General features: G+C 39.4%; 7 protein-coding genes. All 7 read right to left on the bottom strand.

Translation table 11 applies throughout. The annotated features are described in order from the left end of the window. Nucleotides 1-87 precede the first annotated feature (87 nt). The 7 genes from OM074_RS00185 to OM074_RS00155 all read right to left on the bottom strand — a co-directional run bounded on the left by OM074_RS00185 (nucleotide 88) and on the right by OM074_RS00155 (nucleotide 13,424). Entirely contained in the window at nucleotides 88-747 is a 660-nt protein-coding gene (locus OM074_RS00185; protein ID WP_301197242.1) for a hypothetical protein, read from the bottom strand. 342 nt (nucleotides 748-1,089) lie between these two features. Then, nucleotides 1,090-3,510 (bottom strand): zinc-dependent metalloprotease, encoded by a 2,421-nt coding sequence (locus OM074_RS00180; RefSeq protein WP_301197241.1) that lies wholly within the window; start codon nucleotides 3,508-3,510, stop codon nucleotides 1,090-1,092. A 70-nt stretch (nucleotides 3,511-3,580) separates the two neighbouring features. Continuing rightward, entirely contained in the window at nucleotides 3,581-5,077 is a 1,497-nt protein-coding gene (locus OM074_RS00175; RefSeq protein WP_301197240.1) for a hypothetical protein, read from the bottom strand. Further along, on the bottom strand, nucleotides 5,061-6,530 hold the full coding sequence (locus OM074_RS00170) for a RagB/SusD family nutrient uptake outer membrane protein (RefSeq protein WP_301197239.1): 1,470 nt from the start codon (nucleotides 6,528-6,530) through the stop codon (nucleotides 5,061-5,063). The genes OM074_RS00175 and OM074_RS00170 overlap by 17 nt, the downstream gene beginning before the upstream one ends. 15 nt (nucleotides 6,531-6,545) lie before the next feature. After that, nucleotides 6,546-9,620 carry a SusC/RagA family TonB-linked outer membrane protein gene (locus tag OM074_RS00165; protein WP_301197238.1) on the bottom strand — a complete coding sequence of 1,025 codons (3,075 nt, stop codon included), beginning with the start codon at nucleotides 9,618-9,620 and terminating at the stop codon, nucleotides 6,546-6,548. Between the two features lie 281 nt (nucleotides 9,621-9,901). Continuing rightward, entirely contained in the window at nucleotides 9,902-11,377 is a 1,476-nt protein-coding gene (locus OM074_RS00160) for a T9SS type A sorting domain-containing protein (protein WP_301197237.1), read from the bottom strand. A gap of 142 nt (nucleotides 11,378-11,519) precedes the next feature. Continuing rightward, nucleotides 11,520-13,424, bottom strand: coding sequence for a 4Fe-4S binding protein (locus OM074_RS00155; protein ID WP_301197236.1), 1,905 nt, complete (start codon nucleotides 13,422-13,424; stop codon nucleotides 11,520-11,522). Between the last annotated feature and the right edge of the window lie 297 nt (nucleotides 13,425-13,721).

The following is a 13,721-nucleotide window of genomic DNA, read 5'->3' as shown; positions in this document are numbered from 1 at the left end:
TATGAGCATCATGCACATAGTCACCTGGTGAGTATAATAACTACTTGCTTTTCTTCTGGCAACAGTTTTCTTTACCGCAGCCCACACCTATTTTCGAGGATCAACTTCGCCATGTTCTTTTAGGTAAGCTTCGCGTTGTCTTTTGCGCCCGGCTACCATTTTTTCGTAATCGGCAATGTGTTGAGGGTTTTTTTGCATAGCAAATGTTAATAAATCTTTCCGGTTAAGTTTTTCAAAACCAGATAGATTATTTTTTATTAATTTATTCTTTAGATCAACATAGAAATTAATAATCTTTTGATCATCATTATTATCATCCATTAATAGTAGCTTCATTCTCCAAGGATGTGAGATTCCAAATTCCTGAGCAAAATTTCTTGCCTCATCAGGAGTTTGCCATGTGTGATACCCCAGACGCAACCATGAATATGAGATATCCCTTTTTGCAATTTTTGCTTTAGGCCAATCGTCAAATTGTATCATTAGTACTACAATTAATGAATCTTTATAAGTCAGGATCTTTTCTGGATAGAAATGATATTTTTCTACTCCCGATGAAAAAGTCGTTGAGTCAATTTGTATTTTAAACTCATTGTTTAAGAATTTGTAATCCATACTTAGAAAATCAAGTTTTTTTAAACTGTCAATTCTCATATCATATTTAGCTAATTCAATTTGGCCAATTTGGTTTTGGCTATACAGGCAAAATGGTAGCGCAATAAAAATTAATGTGAAAATTTTATACATATTCTTTTTTTAATAAAGGTAACACTCTAAATCTGTTAAGATTACTACATCTGAGCATGGATAAGAAACACACAATAGACAATATCCTTCCCTTTTTTGGTCATCATTTATAAAAAGTTTAAAATTTTGGTTTTTTACCCGGGTAAGAGAAAACCGTTAAGGCAAATGTAGTTATTGGTGTGGGTTTCAAAGACCCATATCTTATAAGTAAGACCCAAAAAATATATGGGTCGTCCTATGGGAATAGTATCAGTATGTTAAAAATGAAAATAAAAAGTATGTAAAATGCGTAAATGTGATATGTCACGCTTTTGTCACGCCAAATATTTGTGTGAATAAGTATTATTTATTAACCATTATGGCTTTATAAAGCAATGCATAATGCGCTTTGTTGGTTCCTTTCATTTTGCTTTTAACAAACTTCTCAGCCTTGTTTAGTTCTGTTAATGAAGCCATCACAATAAAATGATCTACGTAATTAATTTTGGCTGCATTACCCGAGGTAAGCGCATCTGATCCATCAAAATTATCACCAAACAAATTGTCTGAGCCGGGTTGTGTCAGGTGGTGTTTCGACGAATAGGTCATGCTAATCAGGTTATGCACATAAGCTTGTTGAAGGATCATTTCGGTATTGGTTAGTTTACCGTCATTGTTAAGGCCCCAGATCAGTTCGCTCATATCCGATAAATATTCTTCAGAGGAATACTCCGGGCGATAAGTTTCAATGCGCTGAAAGAAAAAGCCACTCATCATTCTGTCGAACGACTCTGCTATTTGTTTGTAGTAATCGTTACGTAAAGAACCCAGGCGGTCCTCAATATCTTTGTTTGCAAGCCATTGGCTGTTTGCCAATTCATTTACAACCCATGCAATGGCTTCTTGTTGTTTGGCCTTGGGGACAGGAGTAAATAAAGGCACACCTTCTCTCTCTACACCAAAATACTGATAAGCACCTCCAATGTACGACATGCAATGTTCCAGATAACGGGAATGTTGTTTGGTTACTTCCTTGTATATCTGGCGAAGATAATCGTACTCCTGATTGGGTTCTGTGCACCATTCAATTAAATGGTGCATAATAAACTTCAGGTTTTTCATGCCATAAGCACCTGCCTTTACCGCATCATCGCCCAAAGCCTCTGCCTGGGCAGCAGGGTCGCCGGAAATGCCCATGGCAAACTGTGGTGTAAAACGGTACATTGGGTCATCAGCTTTTTCAAGGAACCAGTTGTTTAGTGTTTCGTACTCATCAGCAGGTTTTTTGATATTGGGCAGCCATTTGTAACCGTATTGGATTGCGAAAATATCAAAAACACCCAAGGGGGGCGGGGTTAGTTCAACTCCTTTATCTTCGGGCTGGGCTATATAGTTGTAACGTGCATAATCCATAATTGATGGGGTAGTGCCGTATTTTTTTGTAAAGGTAACTGAGCGCAACGAATCAACCGGGTAGGCATAGGATGCCCTCATGTTGTGTTCAAATCCTAAGGTGTGGCCCATTTCATGGGCTGCAGCATATCGGATCAATCGTCCCATCAATTCATCTGAAAACATTTTTTGGCGGGCTTCTTCTTCAACCTGGCCACATTGAACCAGACGCCAGTCGTGCAGCTTCTGAATCACATCACCATACCAGATTATATCCCCTTTTATAATTTCTCCTGATCGCGGATCAGTCCATCTTGTTCCCTGAGCGTTGATGGTGGTATTGGGTACATACCTAAAGGTAGTGTTCATCAGGTTATCGGGATTAAAATCCGGATCGTTGGGGAATGGTTTGGCCATAATGGCATTTTTAAAACCGATGGCTTCAAAGGCAAGCTGCCAGTCTTCAATTCCCTGCTTTACATATTTGAACCACCGCTGGGGTAAACCGTTGTCAATATAAACAACAATTGGTTTTTGGGGTTCTACTAATTTTCCTGCCAGGTAATCTTGTATATCTTCTTTTTTAGGTTCTAACCTATACCTGTGTATGTACGATTCTTTTCTTGAGGTTGAGCCGTTGTCTTCGTAATAGGTTTTGCCGCTATTAAAATAGTTGATCCTCCTGTCGCTTAGTCGCGGTATCATGGGTTTTTTGGGGAGCAAAACCAATGAACGGTTTACCATGGTAAGGTAAGGTGTTGAGTTGGTGCTCCAGTTAAAATAGGATTGCAACTCTATGTTGTTTTCAAATATCTGAACTTTTGCCAAAAACGAAGCTTCCTTGTCTAGTTTTCCGGGTTTCCCTTTGCTGGCAAAAGGAGTAATAATGGGGAGTTCTTTGGCAAAAAAATCGGTGACATCAATAACCAAAGCACTGTCTTTTCCAATAGTTTTAATCGGGAATGTTTGCAATACAGGGGTCAGGTAGTTTCTGTCAAATGCATTTTTAATATTCTTGCTTTTATCTCCCAGTTCGTCTTTTACATTGGGTACTAACAAGTAAACGTTTTTATCGTCGTGTGAAAATTGGAAAACGGTAGGGCTTCGCCTGAGTTCGCCGGCGTATCCTTTCCCTTTTGAGGGGTTGCTTACTTTAGCTATACGTGAGGCCATTAAAAACTCACGCATGAAAATAGAATCCGGAATCTCAAAATATAGTTTGTCTTCGCTTTTATGTACGGTAAACATGCCCGATTGTGTGGTAAAGTCATTGGTAATTACCTTTTCGTAGGGCTTAATTTTGCCGTTGCCGTTAGTTTTTTTTTCGTCCTCGGCTTTGGTTGAAATAGAGCCTAAAATCAACAGGCTCATCAATAGATAGAATATTTTCATTGTTTCTTTTTATTTTAAATAGAAACCCGGAGCTCTTTTAAAGTGGCACCCCGGGTAAAATCATGTGTTTCTACAGGTCAATCACGTCAATACAGCCTTCGTTCAACGGTTCAGGATCGCCTCCGTAGCTACTGTTGTTATACATACGGTAATACGAGATCTGGGTTCCGCCAAATAGCTCCTCATTGTAGGCTTTAAAGGTTAATATGATCTCAAATAAGCCTGAAGAAATCTCGCTGTATGTGCCATTGCCGGAGATAGCGATTTCATATTTTTTACCATCCAGGTTTCTTATGATTATATTTTGCGAAATAACCAGCACTGTTCCTTCTGTTTCGCTTACCCCGTCTTTGGGATAAAATTCCATGGCTTTTGTGATGTTAAAGCCAGGTGAGTTCCCTGGATTACTTGATTCGTTATTAAACCATCTTCTTAAATTAAATGAATTTATAATGGTTCGTTCAGGCTCCCTGCTGTTGAACCCAACCTGGAAGGCATGGTGGTAAATATCATCATCTTCTTCAGGAGTGCCATTGTTGCTGTATAATACAGCATTAGGATGGCTTTTGTCAACAACTACAGGATATGCAAAGGCATTCCATGCTACCCATTTGCAAATCTGGTCTGCGGAATGCCACATCCAGTTTTCGCCATATATCCTGTAATAAGGATCGTTTAGGTTGTAAAAGTTAGAGGCCGTAAAAACTGCATTGTCTCTTGGTATGTTTAAAGGCTTAACTATCTGTATGGTGCTGTTGCCTGTTGGGTGATATGGTGTTTCTTCGTTGATTTTTAAAGTGGAAATATACTCAACATCATCGTTTTGTATATCCTCGGTCAGGGTCATTATGTATTTGATGCTTTCGTAATTGCCATCTTCAATAACTTTTTCCAGTGTATATTCAAAGCCTTTGGCTTCATTAAATAAATTCAGTCCTTCAATTTCTTCAGGGAGAAAGCCGTTGTCTAACAACACTTCAAACTCAACCTGCTCACCTGCCTTGCCAGTAATTTCTATACGATTGGAGGAGAAGGTAGCCGTTGTATATACATCGCCTAACGATACAGCAAGCGTTTTGTTTTGGGTTAAGTTATTTAAGTGCCCTATTGAAACTGTGTTGTCGCTGCATGTTGCCAATTCAAAATTTATAGTAGTTTCTGTTCCGGCTTCCCACCTTTGGTTAAAGTACACTGTAATGGTGTCGTACAGGTTACTGGCACTAAAATTCAGTTTGCTTGTGGGCTCAATGGTAAAATCGCTGAAATCGCCGGCTGTTTTGTATGTATAATCAGCGCTGATATCTTTGTTTAAACCCGGATATGTAAGTGATACCGGTATTTTTAATGGTTTTAGTGAGTGATACACCAATTCTTCGCTGGGCTCTTTGCCTATTTGCCTGTCGCCCTCTCCAATAGGTTCACCATTGCTGTTGGTGATCAGGTAAAAGCGCAGGAATGGGGGACCGTTATAAATGGTTTCCCCAATAATCTTGTCAGAGTCTTCGCATCCCCAAATTATAGCAATGAGCAAAAACAGCGGGGTTGTTATTTTAGTTATAGCCTTCATTTTGTTCTAAATTTGAGTTTAAATCAGTGTTGCTTTTAGGGATCGGGAGGATGAAATAATATGATGGATAGTTGAGGTTGCATGTAGTGGCTATGCAACCAGAATACCTTTCTGCATTTTTATGGAACCTGGCAATATCAAAGAATAAATGACCTTCGAAACAAAGTTCTTTTCTTCGCTCTGTAAATATTTCATCTAAAATGTTGTCTGTGTTTGTGGCAGGCAATGCACCTCTTTCTGCCCTTAATGTATTTAACACAGTTAATGCACTCTCAGTTTCGTTTAAACGGGCATATGCTTCTGCCCGTATCAAGTACATCTCACTCATCCTTAATACAGGGTTTCCCGGATTGTCCTGAAATTTATTGGTGAAAAAATAAGATGGAAACGCTGTTTCAGTTTCTCCTTCCACAATGGTTTCTATGGAAGCTTCAGTGTACATTCCTTTGCCCCTGATGTCGTTTTCGTCAAACAGGTTTAACAGGTCGGGGCTTGCGCAATAGTCTTTAAATTCATCGTTATCAGGCAATACCCCAAAATGGGCGGCAAGGGTATTCGTTGTTTTTACACTGCCTTGGTTATCTTTTTTTGCCGATAGTTCAAAAATGATTTCAGAAACCGGGGTGTTGGGTTTTTCCCATTCCTGAATATAATCGTCTTTTCCCAGCAGGGCAATGCCACTGTTTTCAATAACATCGCTGGCATAATCAAGTGCCAGCTGGTAGTTTTGTGCATACAGTGCCACTCTGGCCAGCAAAGCTTTGCATGAGTTGTTGTTAAAATAGGAATACACAGGCCCGGCTAATATGTTTTCCGGGGTAAAGCTGTTCAATGCAGTTTGCAGGTCTGTAATGATAATGTCGTAAGTTTCTTTTACTGTTTTTCTTGCTGGATAATCTTTTCCGGCCTGTTGTACTTTTGTGTTGCATATAATTCCGGGGTGGGAAGCATCTGCGGTATATGAATAGTTTTGGGCATAATAGCGAGCCAGGTAAAAGTGACATATTGCCCTGATGCATAAAACCTCTGCCTTTAGTTGTGATACCTGATCGTCTGTTGCATCCGTAAGGCCCGGGATTCTGTCCAGAATAATATTGGCGGCATTAATGATGCCATAAAAATCATCATAAACCAAATCCATATCGCTGTCATCGGCCAAATCGGCAAACGAATATATGTTTTCAATAAATGTAGGTACAGAAATGCCATAGTTGGTTTTTGATGGTGTAAATGCTATATTCCCTCCAAGGGCGTCGGCATAAACAGCGTTGCGCACGCCGGTGAGCAGCTCTTCCAAACTGTAATAGCAGCCGTTTAACGCCATCTTATACCCAGTGTACGAGGAAAAAATTTCATCGGTGGACGTTTGTGTACCGGGTTCCTGTTCCAAAAAGTTATCACATGCCGGACAGGTGATCATTAATGTGATAAAATATATGATAATCCTTCTCATCGTTCTGAAATTTTATTAAAATGAAGCCTTTAAACCCAAAGTCCAGGTTCTGGCCTGTGGGTAGGTGTACATAAATTCTTTAATGCCGTTTTTCCCTTTGGGACTTTTTACCTTATAAAATACTGCAGGGTTTGTAACGTTGCAGTTTACGCTTAGGCTTTTAAATCCTATATTGAAATTTTGAACCGGCACATTGTACGATAGGCTGACATTGCTGATTTTAATATGTGATGTATCGTACAGGTATTTACTCGAATTGAATAATATCTGTTCGTTGTTGGTAGGAGCCTGTTGTGTGGCAATGTCGCCCGGACCTCTCCAGTAATCATATGCGTTAACACTAAGGTTTCTGTTGGTTGTAATGCGGTAGTTTGAAATCAAATCGCGGTTAACCATTTTGTCGGCGCCATATTTATACGATCCCCTGATGCTAAGACGTAGTTTGTTTTTATACGAAAAAGTAGATCCAAAACCGCCATAAAAATCAGATTGGGTATTGCCAATGGGTTCGGCTTCTGATGTTTCATAGTTTTCATAATAGGTTCTTGCATCCATTATTTGTCCGTTCTTTAAAACCAGATCGCGACCTGTTGCAGGATCGATTCCTACCCAATTAACTCCCCAGATGGTTGAGGTGCTGTAGCCTTGTTTTATGGCAGTAGCCCTGCTTGCTGCTGAAAAATCGTCGCCAAAATTCTTTACCGATGTAATTTCGTTTGTAAGGGTGGCGATATTAAAATTCAGGTTCCATTTAAAAGGGTTTGTGTCTATAACCCTTGCTGTTAATGCAATTTCAACGCCTTTGTTTACCATGTTTGTACCATTGATCTGAACAGAAGTAAAGCCCGTTCCCGAAGGTACATCGCGATTTGAGATCATATCTTTTATGTCATCATAAAAATATTCGGCTGTTAAGGTAAACCTCGATAAAAAGTTAAAGTCGATGCCAAGGTTGTACTTAATATTAGTTTCCCAGCTTAGCTTGCTATTGGGGGCTGTGCCAGGGTTTGCATATGGTAATTGGTTGTAACCTTCCGGGTCTTCGTTAAAAGAGTACAGGCCTTTAGAACGGTAGGAACCAATGCGGGAGTTTCCTGTTGATCCCAGACTTGCTTTCAGCTTCAGGAAATCAATCCAGCTAATATCTTTTAGCATGTTTTCCTTAGATATAACCCAGCCTATCCCGACACCCCCATTGTAGGCAACGTCAGAATCGTCTCCAAAAACTGAACTCTCATCTCGTCTGAAATTGGCCAGTAAGAAATATTTCTTTTTAAAATTGTAATTGAACTGGGCCAAAAACGAAACCCGGGATTTGCTGTCTTTGTCAGAATTGTAACTTTGGTTACTGTAAGTGTCATCTTCTGCAGTATCCGGGTCATCATCCTGTAAGGCGGCCGACACCGGATTAACTGTGTTTGGATTGATAAACCCGGTACCCATATGGCGCGCTACATCTATGGTTTCTTCCCTTAATTCCATGCCAACTGTCAGATCAAAATAATGGAATTCGGTAAGTTGTTTGGTGAATGAGGTGGTTCCGGTCCAGTTCCATCCCAATGACTCCCTGTAATTAATAAGGCGGCGTCCCCATTTAGGGTAAGTTATTCCATTAAGATCAAAAGTCCCGTTTAGTTGTCCGCTTTCGTTTTCTCCTGAGTAATAGCGGTCTTGCTCTTTGTCGGTGTAATCCAGTCCAAAACTTGTTTGGGCTTTCCAGTGGGGTGTAATATCAAATTCTGCATTCAGGTTTGAAAGGATGCCCTTTGTGTGCGTTTTGTTCCTGTTTTGTTCAAGAGCTGCCAAAGGGTTTGCCATTCCGGTAACTCCAACGGGAGCAAAAGAGCCATCCTGGTTGTATGCAGGGAGGTTGGGAGCAAAAGCATACGAATAATATATGTTTGGATTAATTTTTTCGGTAATGCTCGGGTTAAAGCTAAGTCCCACCCGTAGTTTATTGTTTTTGTAATTAAACGCAGAACTTATGCGGTACTGGTTCGAATAGTTTCCATCCTGAGGTTCGTTGTTCTTTAGGTAGTTAACGCCAATTCTAAATGTAAGGTGGTCAGACCCTCCGGAAGCAGAAACGTAATACTTGTGGAAAGACCCGTTTCTGTTCAGCAAATCATACCAGTCTGTATCAATTCCGTTGTATGCTATGGGATCGGCTCCTGTGTTTGAAAGGTAGGCATTTCTAACCTCGGTATATTGTTCTCCGCTAAGATATTTAATCCGGTTTACGGCTTCAGAAACACCGTGCTGTGTTGATGCCTGGAAACTAACTTTTCCGGTTTTCCCTTTCTTGGTTTCGATAAGGATTACCCCGTTGGCACCGTCGGCACCATAAATACTAACTGCAGCAGCATCTTTGAGTACATTAATAGATGCAATATCCTCAGGCGCAATGTTGGCAATGGGGTTCTGGTAATCTTCTGAATAGGTTCCGCTGCCATCAAACATGGTGTTGTCGATACCTTTTTGTTCAGTTAAGATAACGCCATCAACAATGATAAGGGGCTGAGATGAAGTGGTCAATACGGCGTTGCTGGTAGGGGTTAGAGTTCCCTGTCCCCGGATATCTATTTTAACAGGATCGAGGGGTGAGGTACCTACTTCAATGTTTACCCCGGCAATTTGTCCTTCCAGCATTTTGTCAACGCTCTCAAAAGCTTGTTCTACCTGTATGTCTTTGGCCTGTATGTTAGTAATACTTCCTACCACATCTTCTTTCAGTTTTTTTGTTCCATATGATGAGGTAACAATTACCTGTTGCAGCTCGTTAACTGAAGATTTCAGTTTGATCTCATAATAGTTTTCTGAAGTGATAGGTACTTTTACTGTGTTGAAACCAATAAAGGTAGCCATCAGTTCATGTTTTTGAGCTTCGGGATTTTTAATAACCAGAACAAATTCTCCATTCATGTCTGAAATAGTTCCTTTGTATGATGGGAGTATTACAACATTGGCACCAGGCAGGGGAGTGTTATCGGAAGAGTCCAGTATCCTCCCTTTGATAATTCTTCCTTCTTGTGCCATAAGGTTAGAGGCAAGAAGTAGTGCTGTAAATAGTATGCTTATGAATATCTTCATGAATTATTAGTTTTCTTTAATTGACTACCGGATGAATGGTGTGTTCATCAACGGCCAATCATAAAGTTTGTTTATACTAGAGCAAAGCACAAAGGCTTTTGGTACTTTGGGAAGGATTGAAGATAATAAGGTAGGAAAGGAAACGGAAGGCATCCTGGGTAACCAATCAGGGTTATCCCTTTTATTATAGAACTTTTTTGTTATAGATGCCTATTAGTGTCAAATCATGCATGATCCGGAAGTTCATACCTGACTTGACACTAGCTTAATATACACAATTATTATTTAACCTGAACTTTATGTGTGGTTGTATAATTACCGTCTTTAACTTCAAGTATATAGATGCCTGTTGCTACATCCAAAGTGATTTGGCTTGTAGTAATGCCTGTTTGTACAGTTCTTCCTGCAATATCGTATAAAGTATACTCAGCCTCTACGGTTTCTAAGCCTGCAATGTTGATAACACCATCTGTTGGGTTAGGGTAGATGCTTAAGCTTTTAGCGTATAGCTCTTCTTCAATGCCGGTAACTATGTCGTTAACAGTGATTGTAGCAGGGTCTAGTTTGTAAAGTTCCTTACCAACAGAACCATCGGTTGCTTCAAAGTATAATACGCCATTCATAGCCACTACGTCATCAAAGCTGTTAAAAGGTTCTGAACCATAAAGTTCCTGAACCAAAGTTCCGTCAGTTCTGTATAACAAAACTGTTCCTGCCGCATTTTTTCCGGTGTAATACAGGTATCCGTCACCTGGGGCTGCGTAATGAATCGGGTCGTGATCGCCGGTGATATTGCTTAATTGGGTTAATGTTCCCATCGATGGGTCATATGAGTATAGTTGGTCGCCATCAGTTCCGTTGTCACCTTCAAAGTATAATACTTCATTCCAAACATAAAAGCTTCCTGTACCAGCAATAGCAGAAATGTCATTTACCTGTGTAGTGCCTTCAGTTGTACCATCAGATTCCCATACAAAACCTAAAGCTTCAAAATAGAGTTTTTCTCCAAGAATTGTGAAGTTGGATATATCACCATGTGCCACAACAGCAGGGTCACTTGTTGAATCATCTTCTCCAATATTTTTTATTAGTTCCCATGAGTCATTTTCCAGATCATAGGCATATAGTTCTTTTCCTATAACATTTAAATCATCGCCCCAATACATATAAGCGTATATTTTGTTGTTGAATCCAATTGATGAATATATGTATTCTTCTGGAGTACCTGCTGCTAAAGCTACTGCTGAGTTATTGGTTCCGTCGTATTGGAAAAGTTCATTTTTAATACCGTCAGCAGTATAAGTATGCCTGTAATAGCACAGGTCATTTAATAATGTTGGACCTACAATGCCAAATCCATTGGTTGTGGTGGCTTCGCTTACAGTAGAACCATCTGTTTTAAGTGCTCCATAAGTTCCTGGATTGGCATTGAAATATAAATAGTCGCCATATACAAAAAAGCCATTTGGAGAAGAATTGCCGCTTAGTTCCTTTAGGTCTTTTAATAACACCGTTCCGTCTTTTGTTCCGTCCGACTTTACTACTTCAATCCCAAAATCTTCTTCGGTATCTATTACATCATTGCCATTTGCATCGAATGCGTAATCTGCTTTAAAATAAATATTGCCATCAAAAACGGTTAGTTCAGTTGGGCCAGATCCTGCGGTTCCATGTTCAATGTCTTTTACCAAAGTAATCTGTGCAAATCCTGCTGTAGCTATCATCAATGCTACCATTAAAGAGTAAAATTTTTTCATCTTTAAAAAATTAAAAGGTTATAATAAATAATATTGAGAATTATTTCCCTTCAGGGAGCAAAGCTAGATTTATATCGAACCACCTACAATCACTAAAAGTGGGGAAAGGATAGTGGTTTGATATAAACCAGCTTGAAAAATCTTATTTAAAAGTGTAAGGATTGTCCATTTGATCCATTACGCCATTGTCGTATGTAATGGTAAATTTTTCTGCAGTGATCAGGTCTGCAATTTCCTGGGGTGCAGTTTTGTCTTTTACATAAAACACCCGTAATGTTGGTGCATCCTTAAAGAAAGTTACCATACCTACAACAGCAGTGTCTTTTTTTGCCACATGGTTAATCATGTATTGCATCATTTGTTCGTTGCGCGGGTATGTATCAAAAGTCATTTCAAAGTATGAGATCTGATCTTTTGGATAACTCTTGTAGTTGTTACATGTGCGTTTATAGCTTAGGAACATGCCTTTCTTCAGGTCAATGCCAGAGGTGTATTCCTTTGTTTTTGTTATTTTCTCAACCTCAAAGTTTAAACTTTGCTGGTATTCCTTGCCTCCGCTGTTTAATGTGATGTATTTGCGTTCAATGCTGTTCTTTAGCGAGTCGGTGTTGATGTTGTAATCGGCATAGAAACGGATTTTTACAGGTTCACCGAACGAAGATTCAAAGGCAAGTATGTTGCCATCGGCTCTTACAATATGATCCAGGTAAAATACATCCATCTGATCAAAGAAATTGTATACCCTGGCATCAATGATGGCCACTTTTAATGAGTCGCTTACAGCATCTCTGACATGTACACGAACCGGACTGAATAATGCTTTTTTTACAGCAGCCGAGGTGGTTGCAGTAGTGTCGTACCAAACTTTTACGCTATGTGAGTTGACATAGGTTGCAGCTCCAATCACTCCGGGAACGCTTTTCATTTGTCCTACAAACGACATGCTGCTACCGTAGCATTTTACGTTTTTTAATCCGGAATATTCAACTACATTGCTTCGTTCTTGTTGCTCTTCGGTTCCCCAGTTGATGTTAACGGTGGGTATTTCGAGTTTGCTGCCCAGGTATAACCCACCAAGCACAAATATTGCAAGGGCAATTATTGGCATCCACCTAAAGCTGTTTTTGTTGTTGATGAGCAGGGTGTTGCTTACCGGACAGTTGCTGACACAGTCGCCGCAAAGGTTACAGTCTGCATGGTTTACCACTTCAAGCGAAGCCACATCAATACCCTGTGGGCATTTTTGAGAACAAAGGCCGCAATCAATACAGGAGTGTGTATTTCTGGTAATCTTCAACATTTGTAAACTCTTACTCTTCTCCGGCAATATGGCTTCAAAAAAGTAGCCGGTAACAAATAGTGCAATCAGTGGATAAATCCAGCTTATTTCTATTTCAAAAATGTGTATAACAAAATACACAATTACTAAACCAATTACCACATAAATATGTTTGAACAAAGTAGACATGGCTCCCAGCGGACAGGCATATCTACACCAAAACATTGGGATGATGGTGGAACCAATGGCCAAAATGGCAATGGTAACAATAGCCATCCAGGGTATTACATCATGACCAAATCGTGATACAATGGCAAAAAATGGATCATACGATTTACAGAACAATTCGTTACTGGATAATGTAAAATAAAAGGTAACAGCTAATAATATGTATTTAAATAAGCGCAATACTTTATCGGCTGTTGGAGGTATGCTTAATTGTAGTTTATATTTGCGACCTATTTTGCCAAACCATTCAGAAAGGGTTCCCAGCGGACAAATGTAGCTACAGAATAGTTTGCTGAAAAGCAATACGCAAATCATTAAAACAATGCCCAAAACCAATTGCATTCCGGCCATGGAACAGGCAAGAGCCCCGTTTTCTAAAAATGTAAATAATGATTGTATCCCGCCCATTGGACAATAGGCTTCAAAATCTACATATAAATTAGGATCTAATAAAACCCTTATTAACCAAAAAATGGCTGTTCCTAAAATACCTAATTGTATTAATGTCCTTACGCCATTTTTATTAAAAAACTTCTTCATAAATATGCTTTCTTCATCGTTCGAATGTAAAGGTGTGGAATTAAGCAATGTGCGTCGCCCCATAATTAAAATATGGTACCTTTTTGTAAAGACCCAAAAATTATGGGACGTCCTATGGTTTGAAAAAGAGGAGGATAGGATAAAATGGTTTTGTTGATAAAAATCAAGAAATTTTTTTTGAATGAGAGCAAAATGAAAAGATAGAATATAAAAACGCCGAAAAGAACATGAAAAATATGAGGTTGTAAATAAAAGAGGTGTTTGATGGTGTTGGAGGTGTGATTAAGGGTGGTGTTG

It is taken from the genome of Plebeiibacterium marinum (assembly GCF_026013615.1).
GTDB classification, from domain to species: domain Bacteria; phylum Bacteroidota; class Bacteroidia; order Bacteroidales; family Marinilabiliaceae; genus Saccharicrinis; species Saccharicrinis marinus_A.
The sequence above is the reverse complement of the archived record's forward strand: the minus strand, read 5'-3'. Positions and strand labels throughout refer to the sequence as shown.